This is a genomic window from Stutzerimonas sp. VN223-3 (assembly GCF_045999685.1).
Taxonomy (GTDB): Bacteria; Pseudomonadota; Gammaproteobacteria; order Pseudomonadales; family Pseudomonadaceae; genus Stutzerimonas; species Stutzerimonas stutzeri_AR.
In genome coordinates this window covers 1,650,046-1,666,267 of the sequence record NZ_RBEC01000001.1, presented here as the reverse complement: position 1 = coordinate 1,666,267, position 16,222 = coordinate 1,650,046, and the positions used below count along the sequence as shown (strand labels likewise).

Below are 16,222 nucleotides of genomic sequence, written 5' to 3'. Positions count from 1 at the left end.
AAGCCCACGATTGCCTTCATCTTGTGTTTCAAGCCTTCCCGATTGGATCGATCGAATGACTGATACCCGCAACGGCGAGGATTCCGGCAAGCTGCTCTATTGCTCTTTCTGCGGCAAAAGCCAGCATGAAGTACGCAAGTTGATTGCCGGGCCCTCGGTCTTTATCTGCGACGAGTGCGTCGACCTGTGCAATGACATCATCCGTGAGGAGGTGCAAGAAGCACAGGCCGAGAGCAGCGCGCAAAAACTGCCTGCGCCAAAGGAGATCAGCGGTATTCTTGACCAATACGTCATTGGTCAGGAACGCGCCAAGAAGATCCTGGCAGTAGCGGTTTACAACCATTACAAGCGACTCAACCAGCGCGACAAGAAAGAGGAAGTCGAACTGGGCAAGAGCAATATTCTGTTGATCGGGCCGACCGGCTCGGGCAAGACCCTGCTCGCTGAGACGCTTGCGCGGCTACTGAATGTGCCGTTCACCATCGCCGACGCCACCACGCTCACCGAGGCTGGCTACGTAGGTGAGGATGTTGAGAACATCATTCAAAAGCTGCTGCAGAAATGCGATTACGATGTGGAAAAAGCTCAGATGGGCATCGTCTACATCGATGAGATCGACAAGATTTCACGCAAGTCTGACAACCCGTCGATTACTCGGGACGTATCGGGCGAGGGCGTGCAGCAGGCGCTGCTCAAGCTGATCGAGGGTACGGTCGCCTCGGTTCCGCCCCAAGGCGGTCGCAAGCATCCACAGCAGGAGTTCCTACAGGTCGATACGCGCAATATCCTATTTATTTGCGGCGGCGCATTCGCTGGCCTTGAAAAGGTCATTCAGGGGCGTTCGACCCAAGGTGGCATCGGCTTCAATGCAGAGGTTCGCAGTAAGGATTTAGGCAAGAAGATCGGCGAATCGCTGCGTGCGGTAGAGCCTGACGACCTCGTCAAGTTTGGCCTGATTCCGGAATTTGTGGGCCGTCTGCCAGTTATTGCCACGCTCGATGAACTGGATGAGGCCGCCTTGATCCAGATCCTTACCGAGCCCAAGAATGCACTGACCAAGCAGTACGCCAAACTATTCGAGCTCGAAGGTGTGGATTTGGAGTTCCGTAACGATGCGCTCAAGGCTGTCGCAGGTCGCGCGCTAGAGCGCAAGACCGGCGCACGTGGCCTGCGTTCGATCCTTGAGGGCGTTCTGCTGGACACCATGTACGAGATTCCTTCACAAAAGGATGTCAGCAAGGTGGTCATCGACGAGAGCGTTATCGAAGGTACATCGCAACCTCTACTGATTTACGAAAACAGCGAGCCGCCCGCAAAGGCTGCGCCAGACGCGTAACAGAACAAAGGGGCCTCCGGGCCCCTTTGCATTTCTGCGCCATCCTTGTTTTTTGCCCTGCGTGCCCTCATCTTAATTGCCAGGGTGTTTCCCCGTTCACCGCCGTATGGCCGTCGTAGAGCTGAATTTATGAAGACAACCATCGAATTGCCCCTTTTGCCGCTGCGCGACGTCGTGGTTTACCCGCACATGGTAATTCCGCTGTTCGTTGGCCGAGAAAAGTCCATCGAGGCCCTCGAGTCCGCCATGGCCGGTGACAAGCAGATACTGCTGCTGGCTCAGAGGAACCCAGCCGATGATGATCCGGCTGAAGAAGGCCTGTATCGCGTGGGTACGATCGCGACCGTTTTGCAGCTGCTCAAGCTCCCCGACGGCACTGTCAAGGTGCTTGTCGAAGGTGAACAGCGCGGCGTCATAGATCGTTTCTTCGATGTGGATGATCACTGCCGTGCCGAGGTGTCGCTTATCGAAGAGTCGGACATCGAGGAGCGCGAAGCGGAAGTCTTTACCCGCAGTCTGCTGAGTCAGTTCGAGCAATACGTTCAGCTCGGCAAAAAAGTCCCCTCCGAAGTGCTCTCATCGCTTGCAAGCATCGATGAACCGGCGCGCCTGGTTGACACCATGGCTGCGCATATGGCGCTCAAGATCGAGCAGAAGCAGGCGATTCTGGAAATTACCGAGCTGCCCGCTCGGGTTGAACACGTCCTGGCCTTGCTGGATGCCGAAATCGATCTGCTTCAGGTTGAAAAGCGTATCCGTGGACGCGTTAAGAAGCAGATGGAGCGTAGCCAGCGCGAGTACTATCTGAACGAGCAGATGAAGGCTATTCAGAAAGAACTGGGTGATATCGACGAAGGTCACAATGAAATCGATGACCTGAAGAAGCGCATCGAGAATGCTGGCCTGAGCAAAGATGCCCATGCCAAGGCGACAACCGAGCTGAACAAGCTCAAGCAAATGTCGCCAATGTCGGCAGAGGCCACTGTGGTTCGGACCTACATCGACTGGCTGGTGAACGTGCCCTGGAAGGCAGCCAGCAAGGTGCGCCTCGATCTGGCAAAGGCTGAAGACGTACTCGATACCGACCATTACGGCCTCGAAGAGGTGAAGGACCGCATTCTCGAGTACCTTGCCGTGCAGAAGCGCGTCAAGAAGCTCAAGGGGCCGGTGCTATGTCTGGTTGGCCCGCCAGGCGTGGGCAAGACTTCGCTGGCGGAATCCATCGCACGCTCCACTAACCGTAAGTTTGTGCGAATGGCGCTGGGTGGCGTGCGGGATGAGGCCGAGATTCGCGGGCACCGCCGTACCTATATAGGGTCAATGCCAGGCCGGTTGATTCAAAAGATGAGCAAGGTCGGTGTTCGTAACCCCCTGTTTCTGCTTGATGAAATCGACAAGATGGGTAACGACATGCGCGGCGACCCGGCATCGGCGCTGCTTGAGGTGCTTGATCCCGAGCAGAACCATAACTTCAATGACCATTATCTTGAGGTCGACTACGACCTGTCCGATGTGATGTTTCTCTGCACCGCCAACTCCATGAATATTCCGGCGCCGCTGCTGGATCGCATGGAGGTGATACGTCTCCCTGGGTATACCGAAGACGAGAAGATCAATATTGCGATTCGCTATCTGGTTCCGAAGCAGGTGCAGGCAAATGGATTGAAGATGGCCGAGCTGATTTTCGACGAAGAGGCCATACGCGACATAATTCGCTATTACACGCGTGAAGCTGGCGTTCGCGGTTTGGAGCGCCAACTGGCGAAAGTCTGCCGGAAGGTAGTCAAAGAACATGCGGCAGAAAAGAGCTTCGAGGTGAACGTCACCGCCGAATCGCTCGAGCATTTCCTTGGGGTGCGCAAGTTCCGTTATGGGCTTGCTGAACAACAGGATCAAGTCGGCCAAGTGACCGGCCTGGCCTGGACCCAGGTTGGCGGCGAGCTACTGACCATCGAGGCGGCTGTGGTGCCTGGCAAGGGCCGTCTGACCAAGACCGGTTCGCTCGGCGACGTGATGGGCGAGTCGATTACCGCTGCACTTACTGTCGTACGTAGTCGGGCCAAGAGCCTGGGTATTCCGCTGGACTTTCATGAAAAGCAGGACATTCATATTCACGTGCCGGAAGGAGCAACGCCGAAGGACGGCCCCAGCGCCGGTATCGGGATGTGCACGGCGCTTGTTTCCGCGCTGACGCAGATTCCCGTTCGCGCCGAGGTCGCCATGACCGGAGAGATCACCTTGCGTGGCCAGGTGTTGGCCATCGGTGGATTGAAAGAGAAATTGCTCGCCGCACATCGAGGCGGCATCAAGACGGTGATCATCCCTGAAGAGAATCAGCGTGATCTGAAAGAGATTCCTGAGAATATTAAGCAGGACCTGCAGATTAAACCGGTGAAGTGGATTGACGAAGTCCTCCAAATTGCGCTGCAATACGCGCCGGAGCCCTTGCCTGATGCGGCTCCCGATATAGTTGCAAAGGAAGACAAACGCGAGTCTGATTCCAAGGAGCGAATCAGCACGCATTAGTCTGGAAGGCTTTGTTGACACATTTTCGGCGTCCTTGTTATAAACCGGCCCCTTGTGTCGCTGCTATTTCAGCACCGCTTTTGCTTACACCAAAAATTAAAGATATGACTCAACAGAAATAAGGGGACTTAGAGTGAACAAGTCGGAACTGATCGATGCCATCGCTGCATCTGCTGATATCCCGAAAGCTGTTGCTGGCCGCGCGCTGGATGCAGTGATTGAATCCGTCACTGGCGCCCTGAAGGCTGGTGATTCCGTGGTACTGGTTGGTTTCGGTACTTTCGCTGTAAAGGAACGCGCTGCTCGCACCGGCCGTAACCCTCAGACTGGCAAGCCGATCAACATCGCTGCGGCCAAGATCCCGGGCTTCAAGGCAGGCAAGGCTCTGAAAGACGCTGTCAACTAAGCGTTTTCGATCCGGCCAGTTGTCAGTTAGCACTGGCCCTGGCTTGGAGCGGTTATTCGAACAGGTTTTGCCTGTTGCGTTCGGGCTTGGGGGATAAGGCCCAACCGCTCCAAAGCTCCGAGAAGGCGCATCCCTGGATGCGCCTTTCTTTTATCTGGATTCCACCCGTGCTGCAGCGACCGTTGCGCAGCTGACTCCTGGGGGACGCATGCTTCAGAATATCAGGGACAATTCACAAGGCTGGATTGCCAAAACCATTATCGGCATCATCGTCGTGCTGCTGGCACTGACAGGCTTCGACGCTATCTTCAATGCCGCGAGCAACAGCCGCCAAGCTGCGGAGGTCAACGGTGAGGAAATCTCGCTGGACGAGCTCAACCAAGCGATGAACATGCAGCGTCGGCAGTTGGCTCAGCAGCTGGGTGGCGATTTCGATCCGTCATTGCTGGATGACAAGCTGGTGCGCGAGTCATCCCTTCGCGCACTGATCGATCGAGCACTGTTGCTGCAGGGTGCACGCAGCGCCGATTTTGCCTTCTCCGAGACAGCCCTCGATCAGCTGATTCTGCAGACACCCGAATTTACCGTAGACGGTGCATTCAATGCGGCGCGGTTCGATCAAGTTATTCAGCAAATGGGCTACACCCGTCTCCAATTTCGCGAGCTGCTGAAGCAGGAAATGCTGATCGGACAGCTTCGTGCTGGCATTTCCGGTTCTGGTTTTGTCACGGATGAGCAGATCGAAGCGTTTGCTCGCCTAGAGCAGCAGACCCGTGATTTTGCGAGCATTACCGTGCCGGCGGATGCGGATGCGGTTGAGGTAGGCGACGAAGAGGCGCGTGAGTACTACGAGCAGAACACTGACCGCTTTCGCTCGCCGGAGCAGGTTGTTCTTGAGTATGTCGAGCTGAACAAGGATTCGTTTTTCGACCAAGTCGAGGTATCGGATGAGGAGGTGCAAAACCTCTATCAGGAGCGCATCGCGAACCTGGCGGAGCAGCGCCGTGCAGCGCATATCCTGATCGAGTCGGATGAGTCCAGCGACGCCGAGGCTAAGGCGAAGATCGAAGAGATCGCCAAGCGATTGGCTGCAGGCGAAGATTTCGCGGCGCTTGCCAAGGAAGCTTCCCAAGACCCGGGTTCGGCCAATGAAGGCGGTGATTTGGGTTTTGCTGGGCCAGGTGTTTACGACCCGGCTTTCGAGGAGGCGCTTTATGCGCTTGACGAAGGGCAGGTGTCGAGTCCGGTGCGTTCTGATTTTGGCTGGCATTTGATTAAACTGTTGGGTGTTAGGTCGCCCGAAGTGCCAGCGCTCGAAGATATGCGGCCTGAGCTGGTTCGAGAGCTCAAAGCGCAGCAGGTCGAGCAGCGTTTTGTCGAGGCGAGCAAGTTGTTGGAAGACACCGCATTCGAGTCTTCTGATCTCGCGCAACCGGCGCAAGAACTAGGTCTGACAGTGCAGGCGACCGAACCATTCGGCCGTGAAGGCGGGGCCGGTATCGCTGCCAATCGACAGGTTATCCAGACAGCGTTCAGTGACGAGGTTCTGATCGATGGCGCCAATAGCAGCATTATCGAACTGGATCCGGACACCGTCGTTGCGGTGCGCGCCAAGGAACATTTGCAGCCGGAGGTTTTGCCTTTCGATTCGGTGAAGGAAGACATCATCACTCAGCTGCGGCTTAGCAAGGCTGCCGAGATGGCAGGCGAGGAGGGCGAGCGCTTGATGGCTACGCTGCGTGAAGGAGGACAGGCGGCACAGCAGTGGCAACCAGTGGAAGCCGCTTCGCGAAATCAGGAGGGCGTTGAGCCGGCGGTGCTACAGCAAGTGTTTCGGATGCCGCGGCCTGCGGCGAGTGACAAGCCAACCTACGGTAGTGTTCGTCTTCCCAATGGCAGCTTTGTCGTTATTCGCCTGGATGGCGTAAGCGAGCCAACGACGGAGCTCTCGGAGGAAGATAAGCAGAACTATCGTCGCTTCCTGGCCTCGCGCAGCGGACAGCAGGATTTTGCCGCCTACCGACAGATGCTGCATGCCGATGCTGAGATAGAAACGTTCTGATAGGGCGCTGACAAATCTGCGCAAGCATAAAAAACCCGCATTCAAGTGCGGGTTTTTTTTGAGCGATAGATCAGTCTTCGATCGCACCCATTGCCGTGGTGTTGAAGCCACCGTCGACGTAGAGAATTTCACCGCTAATGCCGGAGGCCAGGTCCGAGCAAAGGAAGGCGCCGGCATTGCCGACTTCATCGATGGTAACGTTGCGGCGCAGCGGGGTTTGCTTCTCGTTGGCCGCCAGCATCTTGCGGAAGCTTTTGATCCCGGACGCTGCCAATGTACGGATGGGGCCAGCTGAAACGGCGTTTACGCGAGTGCCCTCCGGGCCGAGGCTGCCGGCCAGGTAACGCACACCTGCCTCGAGGCTGGCTTTGGCCATACCCATTACGTTGTAGTTGGGCATGGTGCGTTCTGCACCCAGATAGGAAAGCGTGAGGATGCTGCCGTTGCGGCCTTTCATCATCGGGCGACCGGCCTTTGCCAGCGCTACAAGACTGTAGGCGCTGATGTCGTGCGCGATACGGAAGCCGTCACGGGTGGTGACGTCGGTAAAATCGCCATCGAGCTGATCGCCTGGGGCGAATCCTACCGAGTGAACGATGCCGTCCAGACCATCCCACTTTTTACCCAGCGCTTCGAAAACCTTGACGATCTCATCGTCGCTGGCGACGTCGCATGGGAAGCACAACTCCGGCCCCGACCCCCAACTGGCGGCGAATTCTTCGACGCGACCTTTGAGCTTATCGTTCTGATAAGTGAAAGCCAGTTCGGCGCCTTCGCGGTGCATGGCCGCGGCGATGCCGGAGGCGATCGACAGTTTGCTGGCGACGCCGACGATCAGTACGCGCTTACCGGTAAGAAAACCCATGTGCTTGTCCCTCTTCTGGTTGTTCATCAGCCGCTGGCACCATAAAGGCAGACTCCAGCAACTGCTGTGTATACGAATGTTGGGGGACGGCAAAGATCGCCTCGGCCACTCCCTGTTCAACTACCTTGCCTTGCTTGACCACCATCATCTGGTGGCTTAGCGCCCGAACCACCGCCAGATCGTGGCTGATGAACAGGTAGGTCAGGTTGTACTTAGCCTGTAGCGAGCGTAGTAGCTCAACCACCTGCCGCTGCACTGTTCTATCCAACGCCGAGGTAGGTTCATCAAGCAGGATAAGATCCGGCTTGAGCACCAGAGCCCTGGCTATGGCGATCCGCTGTCGTTGCCCCCCGGAAAATTCGTGGGGATAGCGATGGCGACTCTCGGGATCCAGTCCAACCTCGACCAGCGCATCGATGATCGCCTGCGCTTGTTCTTCTGCAGACCCCATACCATGGATGCTGAGACCTTCACCGACGATCTGGCCGACCGACATCCTGGGGCTGAGGCTGCCAAACGGATCCTGAAATACCACTTGCATCTGCCGCCGTAGCGGGCGTACCGCACGTTGCGACATTTGCTGCAACGCCTGCTCCTGAAATCTGATCTCGCCGCTACTGGATAGCAACCGTAGAATTGCGAGCCCTAAGGTCGACTTCCCCGATCCGCTTTCGCCTACGATCCCCAATGTCTGCCCCTTCGGCAGGCTGAACGTGACGCCATCAACTGCCTTGATGTGATCGACAGTGCGCCTGAACAATCCCTTCTTGATCGGGAACCAGACCCGCAGATCGCTCACTTCCAGCAATGCCGGTGCCGACGCTTCAACCGCTACCGGCCGGCCGCTAGGCTCTGCCGCGAGCAGTTCCCGGGTGTAGGGATGCTGCGGCGAGCGGAACAATTCTTCACAAGGCGCCTGTTCGACGACGCGACCGCTCTGCATGACACATACGTGATGGGCGATTCGCCGGACAAGATTGAGATCATGGCTGATCAGCAGCAGAGCCATCCCCAGGCGCACCTGTAGTTCCTTGAGCAGTTCAAGGATTTTCAGCTGCACCGTTACATCCAGCGCCGTGGTCGGCTCGTCGGCGATGAGCAATTCAGGTTCGTTGGCCAGCGCCATGGCAATTATCACACGCTGGCGTTGTCCGCCGGACAATTCGTGCGGATAGGCCCGAATCCTTTGTTTAGGTTCTGGGATTCCAACCAGCTCGAGCAACTCAAGGGTCCGGGCCGTAGCGGCCTTGCCGCTTAACCCTTTGTGGATCTGCAGCACTTCGTTGATCTGCGTGCCGACGGTATGCAGCGGGTTGAGTGAGGTCATCGGCTCCTGAAACACCATCGCGATGCGATCGCCGCGTATGCCGCGCATGCGTTTTTCATTCGCCTTGAGCAGGTCTTCTCCGGCGTAGAGAATTTCACCGGCCGGGTGCTGCGCGAGCGGATAAGGCAGTAGGCGCAGTATCGAGTGAGCTGTGACTGACTTGCCGGAACCGCTCTCGCCGACGAGTGCCAGGGTCTCGCCCTTGCGAATGTCGAAGCTCACGCCCTCGACGACTCGCTGAGTTCGGTCCCCGCTGACGAACTCGACGGCTAAGTCGCGGACCTCGATCAGATTCTCAGTCATGCTATTTCCTCGGGTCGAAGGCATCGCGGGCGGCCTCGCCGATAAACACCAACAGAGTCAGCATGATCGCAAGGACCATGAACGCGCTGATGCCCAGCCACGGCGCCTGCAGATTCGCCTTGCCCTGCGCCACCAGCTCACCCAATGATGGCGCGCCGGGTGGCAAACCGAAGCCAAGGAAATCCAGGGCGGTCAGCGTGCCGATTGCTCCGGTAAGGATGAATGGCATGAACGTCATGGTCGATACCATGGCGTTGGGCAATATGTGGCGGAACATGATTGCACCGTTCCGCATGCCCAGCGCTCGTGCGGCGCGTACATACTCGAGGTTGCGACCACGCAAAAACTCTGCACGAACCACATCGACCAGGCTCATCCAGGAGAACAGCAGCATGATGCCGAGCAACCACCAGAAATTGGGCTGCACGAAGCTTGCGAGGATAATGAGCAGGTAAAGCACTGGCAATCCGGACCAGATTTCCAGGACACGCTGCCCAACGAGGTCGACCCAACCACCGTAAAACCCTTGCAGGGCGCCGGCGATCACACCGATCACCGAGCTGATTAAAGTCAGCGTGAGCGCGAACAATACCGAAATGCGAAAGCCGTAGATAACGCGGGCGAGGACGTCTCGTCCCTGGTCATCGGTGCCCAGCCAGTTTTGCCCCGATGGTGGGGCAGGGGCGGGAACCTGAAGGTCGTAATTGATGCTGGAATAGTTGAACGGAATCGGCGGCCATATCATCCAGCCGTCCTTTTTTTTGATCAGCTCCTGGATGTAGGGCCCCTTGTAGTTGGCCTGCAGCGGAAACTCGCCGCCGAATGTCGTTTCCGGATAACGCTTGAATACAGGGAAATACCAGCCTCCATCGAAACGCACCACGATCGGTTTGTCATTGGCGATCAGTTCGGCGCCGAGACTTAGAACGAATAGTACGAGAAACAACCACAGCGACCACCAACCGCGTTTGTGGGCCTTGAAGAGGGCGAAGCGCCGCTGGTTCAGCGGGGTCAGCTGCATGTCAGGCCTCCCTGCTTTCAAAGTCTATTCGGGGATCGACCAGCGTATAGGTCAGATCGCCGATCAGCTTGACTACCAAACCGAGCAGGGTGAATAGGAACAGGGTGCCGAACACCACGGGATAGTCGCGGTTGATGGCAGCCTCGAAGCTGAGAAGGCCAAGACCGTCGAGGGAGAAGATCACTTCGATCAGCAGCGAACCGGTGAAGAACATACCGATGAATGCCGACGGGAAGCCGGCAATGATGATCAGCATCGCATTGCGGAACACGTGGCCATAAAGCACTCGATTTTTGCTCAGGCCCTTGGCACGGGCAGTGATCACGTATTGCTTGTTGATCTCGTCGAGAAAGCTGTTTTTCGTCAAGAGAGTCAGGGTCGCGAAGTTGCCGATGACCAATGCGGTGACCGGCAGCGCAAGATGCCAAAAATAATCGATGATCTTACCGGTCAGCGTTAGCTCGTCGAAATTACCAGAGGTCAAACCTCTCAGGGGGAACCAGTTCCAATAACTGCCGCCGGCAAAGAGCACGATCAGCAGAATGGCAAACAGAAACGCCGGAATTGCATAGCCTACGATGATCGCCGAGCTGGTCCAGACATCGAACGGGCTGCCGTGGCGCGTGGCCTTGGCGATGCCCAACGGTATCGACGTCAGGTACATGATCAAGGTGCTCCAGAGTCCCAACGAGATCGAGACCGGCATCTTCTCGATGATCAGATCGGTGACCTTGGCGTCGCGGAAGAAACTCTCGCCGAAATCCAGGCGCAGGTAATTACTGAGCATGATCCAGAAGCGTTCCGGTGCCGGTTTGTCGAAGCCGTATAGGCGTTCGATTTCGGCGATCAGATCCGGGTCCAGGCCTTGCGCACCCCGGTAGCTATTGCTGCCGGTGGCCACTTCGGAGCCGCCACCAGCGATACGGCTGGTCGCACCTTCGAAACCTTCCAGTTTGGCGATTGCCTGTTCGACCGGGCCGCCAGGCGCGGCCTGGATGATGATGAAGTTAATTAGCAGAATGCCGAAGAGGGTCGGAATAATCAGCAGTAGCCTGCGAAAGATATACGCGAGCATCCCTAGCGCTCCGCAGCAGTGCTGGTGGCGCTGGCGGCCTCTGCTTTGGCGGCCGGCTCGTCGCTGACTGCTTCCGGATCAGGTGCCTCGGCGCTGGGCTTGTGCCACCAGGTCATCAGGCCGATATCGTAACGGGGCGTGATTTCGGGATGAGCAAGGTGATTCCAGTAGGCGACACGCCAGGTCTTGATGTGCCAGTTTGGAATTACGTAGTGGCCCCACAGCAGCACGCGATCCAGTGCACGAGTGCTGGTGATCAGCTCTTCACGCGAGTCGGCGGCGATCAGGTTCTCCACCAGCGCATCGATTGCCGGATCCTTCAGTCCGATGAAGTTGCGACTTCCTGGATTGTCCGCACTTGCCGAATGCCAGTATTCGCGCTGCTCGTTGCCTGGCGAACTAGATTGGCCGAAACCGCTGACGATCATGTCATAGTCACGTGAGCGTAGTCGGTTGATGTACTGCGAGACGTCGACCCGGCGGATTTCGAGATCGATACCCAAGCCGGCAAGGTTGCGCTTGTAAGGCAAGAGAACCCGCTCGAAGTCCGCCTGTACCAGCAGAAACTCCAGTTTGACCGGCTTACCGCTGGCATCCACCATACGGTCGTTTTCTATTTTCCAACCCGCGGCGGTAAGTAATTCGTAGGCGCGACGTTGTTGCTCGCGGATCATGCCATCGGCGTTGGTCTGTGGCAGCTTGAAGGGCTTGTCGAACACGCCCTCGGGTATCTGGCCGCGCAGTGGCTCGAGAATGCTCAGTTCTTTCTCGCCCGGCAAGCCGGAGGAGGCGAGCTCGGAATTGTCGAAATAGCTGCGGGTACGGGTATAGGCGCCATTGAACAGCTGGCGATTGGTCCATTCGAAATCGAAGAGCAGGGCCAAGGCTTCCCGAATTCTGGCGTCCTGCAAATGCGGTTTACGAATATTGAAGATGAAGCCTTGCATGCCTTGCGGGTTATGGTTGGCGATCTCCTCCTTGATGATTCGCCCGTCCTTGACTGCCTCGGTATCGTAGGCGGTAGCCCAGTTCTTCGCGCTGGTTTCCAGCCAATAGTCGAAGTGCCCGGCCTTAAAGGCCTGGAGCGCCACCGTGTTATCACGGTAGTAATCGAAGCGCACCTGATTGAAGTTATAGAAGCCGCGGTTGACCGGCAGGTCCTTGCCCCAATAGTCCTCGACTCGGGCATATCGGATCGAGCGGCCAGCCTCTACTTGCTCTATTCGATACGGCCCGCTGCCCAATGGGGGCTCCATACTGCCGGAGGTGAAATCCCTTTCTGCCCACCAGTGTTTCGGCAGCACCGGCAGCTGTCCGAGGATAAGCGGCAGCTCGCGGTTGCCCGCGTGCTTGAAATCGAAACGGACGCGACGCGGCCCCTCTACAACGGCTTTCTCGACGTCAGCGTAATAGCCGCGATAATGCGGCGCTCCCTTGCTAATCAATGTCTCGAAGGTGAAAACGACATCCTCGGCCTTCACCGGCTCGCCGTCGTGGAAGCGGGCTTCGGGGCGCAGATAGAAACGTACCCACTCGTTGTTCGGGCCTTTCTCGATTTTTTCCGCCAGCAGACCGTAGACCGTGAACGGCTCATCCAGGCTATTGGTTGTCAGGGTGTCGTAGACGAGACCGATATCGTCCGCTGCGACGCCCTTGTTGATGAAGGGATTGAGCGAATCGAAGCTACCGAAGCCTGCCTGTCGCAGGGTTCCTCCCTTGGGGGCGTCGGGATTGGCATAGTCGAAATGGGAAAAATCCGCAGGATATTTGGGCTTCTCGCCATACAGGGTCAACGCATGTTGCGGAGCTGCTTCGGCAATTCTCGCAAGACACACAAGGGCAAGGATGCCCGCATGCAGGAATGATAGGGGTAAGTTTCTTATCATTGAGCCTTCTCCAAGTCCTTCAACCACCAAGCACGTAGTCCGAGTGTATAAGGGGGTGTGGTGACATGGGCGAACCGATTACGGTAAGCCAGACGGTGATAATTGATGAACCAGTTGGGGATGGTGTAGTGGTTCCAAAGTAAAACGCGATCAATGGCGCGTGCGGCGGAAACCTGCTCGTCTCGGGTCTTGGCTGAGATCAGTTTTACGATCAGCTTGTCGATCACCGGGTTGGTGATGCCGGCGTAATTGCGGCCACCCTTGACGTTTACTTGGCTTGAGTGGAAATACAACCACTGTTCGAGGCCTGGACTCAAACTTTGACTCAGGGTTGTCAGAATCATGTCGTAGTCGTATTGATCCAGGCGCTGCTTATATTGCGCGCCATCAACGCTACGCAGACGAGCCTGTATGCCGATGCGCGCCAGATTCTCCACGTAGGGCTGGAGGATGCGCTCGAGTCGCGGGTTGACGAGCAGGATCTCGAATTGAAATTCACGGCCTTTCTTGTCGCGAAGGCCCTCCGAGGTGAGCTCCCAGCCGGCTTCTTTGAGTAAAGCCAGCGCCTTGCGCAGGGTGTCGCGTGGGATGCCGCGTCCGTCCGTTTCCGGTAGCTCAAACGGTTCGGTAAACAACTTGGGGGGAAGCTGATCGCGGAACGGCGACAGCATTAGCCACTCACCTCCTTCCGGTGTGCCGGTCGCTGAAAACTCGCTGTTCGGGTAATAGCTCTCGCTGCGCTGATAGGCGCCGTAGAACAAAGCACGATTGGTCCATTCGAAATCGAACAGCATGCCCAGTGCCTGGCGAATCCGGATGTCGGAAAAGACTGGTCGACGCCCGTTCATGAACAGGGCTTGCGTCTGGGTGGGAATCTGATGCGGTATCTCCGCTCGAATTACATCGCCGCGAAGAACAGCCGGAAATTGGTAGCCATTGGCCCAATTCTTCGCTTGGTGCTCGATATAAAAGTCGAATTCACCGACCTTGAACGCTTCGAAGGCCACTGTACTGTCGCGATAGAACTCCACCTGGACACGATCAAAATTGTATTTACCACGATTGGCTGGAAGATCGGCTCCCCACCAGTTCTTCACCCGCTCGAATGTCATGCGACGTCCCGGCTGAACCTCACTGATGCGGTAGGGACCGCTACCGAGCGGTGGGTCGAACGTAGTGGCGCGGAAATCCCGGTCTTTCCAATAGTGTTGGGGCAATACTGGCAGCTCACCGAGACGCATAATTAGCAATGGATTGTCGGGTTTGTCGAATACGAAGCGAATCCGATGGCGATTGAGTATGTCGACTCGCTTGATTCCCCGTAGGTCAGTGCGAAACCGAGGATGGCCGTCTTTGATCAATAACCGATAGGAAAACGCTACATCGTAGGCGGTAATTGGCTGGCCATCATGGAAGCGTGCCGAATCGCGCAGATTGAAAACTACCCAGCTATGGTTGTCGCTGTATTCGATGGTTTCGGCGATAAGACCATACGCCGAAGCCGGTTCGTCTCCCGAGGGATCATAAATGCCAGTGCCTACCATCAATGGCTCGTTCAGCTCGCTTATGCCGTACTGGAAAAAACCCGGCGTCGCGATTGGACTCGTCCCTTTAAACGTGTAGGGGTTGAGCGTGTCGAATGTCCCAGAGGCCATCACCCGCAAGGTACCGCCTTTCGGCGCATCGGGATTCACCCAATCGAAATGGGCAAAGTTATCCGGATACTTGAGTGCGCCAAACTGCGCATAACCGTGGCTTTCGCTGATGGTCGCGAAGGACGGAAAGCTCAGTCCTAGGCAGCTCAATAACAATAGGACGGGTCGCATCAAACGGTGAATCCGATCCATGGCGCTTTCGGTCTTTTCGGCCGAGTACAGTAACAGCTTGTATCCACTGGAAAAAGGCCGACCATCTGGGCAAACTCCCTTTCCTTTAGCCGCCCGAACGTTGGGTGAGGTCGCGAATCTTGAGTGAAACTAGCTATGGTTTGCAGTCATGGATAGACCGCTTGAACCAATCCGATTTGCCCGCACTGGCTGCGGTCGTTCAGGACCTGCAACGGCTTACGGAGCAGGAGCACTCGTCAGTACAGCAGCTTGCGGATGTACTGCTGCGAGATGCGTCGCTGACAACAAAGGTGCTTCGGGTCGGCAACAGTAGCTATTACAACCCATCGCAGGAAACCATCAAGACCATTTCCCGCGCCATCGTCATGATCGGTTTCGATAATGTTCGGCTGATCAGCCTTTCGGTCAGCCTGATCGACGGCCTCCTTGATCGTGCGCCGCGACAGCAATTGCAGGAGTTGCTGGCTCGCTCGTTTCACGCTGCCGTGCAGGCACGCAACATCGCCGGGTATGTGCTGACGAGGCACGAGGAAGAGGTGTTCATCGCGGCACTGCTTCATGACGTTGGCGAGCTTGCATTCTGGGGCTGCGGTGGCGAGCAGGCCGACGAGCTTGGCGACGCGCTGGCGGCCAGCGACACAGATCACGACCAAGCAGTCCAAAGGGTGCTCGGTACCAGTTTTCGTCAGTTGAATCTGGGGCTGATCAAAAGTTGGAACATCGGTGAGTTGGCCAGCCTCGCTCATGGTACGGCAAATCTTCGTGACCCTGCGGTTCGTTCGGTCAGCTTGGGAGTCCGTATCAGCGCGGCTGCATTGAGTGGGTGGGGATGTCCGGAAATGGAGGGCCTGGTTAGGGAGTTGGCCGAGTTCAGCGGCATATCCGAAGCCGACGCCATGCAGCAGATTCTTGCTAGCGCAGATGAGGCGGTCAAAGTGGCGACAACTTTCGGCGCCAGCCGACTCTGCAAGCTAATCCCTTCGACTGATCCGGAACAAGTGTTGCTACAACAGGCGCAACGCAAGGCAAGCCAGTTGCAGCCAAATCTGCTGCTGATGCAACAGGCAATGCAGGATCTTGGGGCGATGGCTACCACTCGCGGTGATGTAGGGCTGATCCTCGATGCCTTGCTTAAGGGTTTGCATCAAGGCGCGGGGTTGGAACGCGTGATGCTGACGGTCCTTGCTGATCAGCATACGACCTTTCGCGCCAAACGCGTCGCAGGAGAGCAAACTCAGCCTTGGCTTGACGAATTCGCCTTGCCTGCCGACCAATCCGGTCAGATGCACATCTTCAGTTACGTACTTCGACAGCGTCAGCCGTTATGGATGGGCGTACCGGCAAGCTACAACCTCGATGAGCTGATAACTTTGCCGCTTCGTCAGCAGCTGGGTAAGGGGATGTTCTTCATTGCACCATTGATGGCGGGCACTCGAGAGATCGGTGTCCTCTACGCTGACAACCGGATATCCGGCCGAGCGCTGAAGCACGAGCAGTTCGTCGCATTTCAGCGTTTCACTCAATTGGCCGGGCGTTGCCTTGATGCGCTAAGCAAGCGCGGTTAACAG

General features: G+C 56.8%; 11 protein-coding genes. 5 read left to right on the top strand and 6 right to left on the bottom strand.

Annotation, left to right across the window (positions count from 1 at the left end):
* Positions 1-55 precede the first annotated feature (55 nt).
* From clpX to D7241_RS07440, 4 genes are all read left to right on the top strand, one after another.
* Positions 56-1,336, top strand: a complete 1,281-nt coding sequence (gene clpX, locus D7241_RS07455) for an ATP-dependent Clp protease ATP-binding subunit ClpX (RefSeq protein WP_255976281.1) — start codon at positions 56-58, stop codon at positions 1,334-1,336.
* A gap of 129 nt (positions 1,337-1,465) precedes the next feature.
* Positions 1,466-3,862, top strand: coding sequence for an endopeptidase La (gene lon, locus D7241_RS07450; protein WP_408100958.1), 2,397 nt, complete (start codon positions 1,466-1,468; stop codon positions 3,860-3,862).
* Positions 3,863-3,995: 133 nt separating this feature from the next.
* The gene (gene hupB, locus D7241_RS07445) at positions 3,996-4,268 is read left to right on the top strand and encodes a nucleoid-associated protein HU-beta (RefSeq protein ID WP_003282502.1); all 273 of its coding nucleotides are present in this window, start codon (positions 3,996-3,998) and stop codon (positions 4,266-4,268) included.
* Between the two features lie 208 nt (positions 4,269-4,476).
* Positions 4,477-6,330, top strand: coding sequence for a SurA N-terminal domain-containing protein (locus D7241_RS07440; protein WP_408100957.1), 1,854 nt, complete (start codon positions 4,477-4,479; stop codon positions 6,328-6,330).
* 70 nt (positions 6,331-6,400) lie between these two features.
* Here the strand turns inward: D7241_RS07440 and fabI are convergent, their stop codons facing one another.
* Genes fabI through D7241_RS07410 form a run of 6 tightly spaced genes read right to left on the bottom strand, consistent with a single transcriptional unit; the run spans position 6,401 to position 14,633 of the window.
* Positions 6,401-7,195, bottom strand: a complete 795-nt coding sequence (gene fabI / locus D7241_RS07435; protein WP_408101207.1) for an enoyl-ACP reductase FabI — start codon at positions 7,193-7,195, stop codon at positions 6,401-6,403.
* Positions 7,176-8,825 carry an ABC transporter ATP-binding protein gene (locus D7241_RS07430; protein WP_408100956.1) on the bottom strand — a complete coding sequence of 550 codons (1,650 nt, stop codon included), beginning with the start codon at positions 8,823-8,825 and terminating at the stop codon, positions 7,176-7,178. Before D7241_RS07430 ends, fabI begins: the two co-directional genes overlap by 20 nt.
* 1 nt (position 8,826) lies before the next feature.
* Entirely contained in the window at positions 8,827-9,846 is a 1,020-nt protein-coding gene (locus tag D7241_RS07425) for an ABC transporter permease (protein ID WP_408100955.1), read from the bottom strand.
* A 1-nt stretch (position 9,847) separates the two neighbouring features.
* On the bottom strand, positions 9,848-10,921 hold the full coding sequence (locus tag D7241_RS07420) for a microcin C ABC transporter permease YejB (protein ID WP_255976271.1): 1,074 nt from the start codon (positions 10,919-10,921) through the stop codon (positions 9,848-9,850).
* Positions 10,922-10,923: 2 nt separating this feature from the next.
* A complete protein-coding gene (locus tag D7241_RS07415; protein ID WP_408100954.1) occupies positions 10,924-12,807 on the bottom strand; it encodes an extracellular solute-binding protein in 1,884 nt (627 codons plus the stop codon).
* The gene (locus D7241_RS07410; protein WP_408100953.1) at positions 12,804-14,633 is read right to left on the bottom strand and encodes an extracellular solute-binding protein; all 1,830 of its coding nucleotides are present in this window, start codon (positions 14,631-14,633) and stop codon (positions 12,804-12,806) included. Before D7241_RS07410 ends, D7241_RS07415 begins: the two co-directional genes overlap by 4 nt.
* 161 nt (positions 14,634-14,794) lie before the next feature.
* Here D7241_RS07410 and D7241_RS07405 point away from each other — a divergent pair, with 161 nt between their 5' ends.
* Positions 14,795-16,219 carry an HDOD domain-containing protein gene (locus tag D7241_RS07405; RefSeq protein ID WP_408101206.1) on the top strand — a complete coding sequence of 475 codons (1,425 nt, stop codon included), beginning with the start codon at positions 14,795-14,797 and terminating at the stop codon, positions 16,217-16,219.
* Positions 16,220-16,222 lie beyond the last annotated feature (3 nt).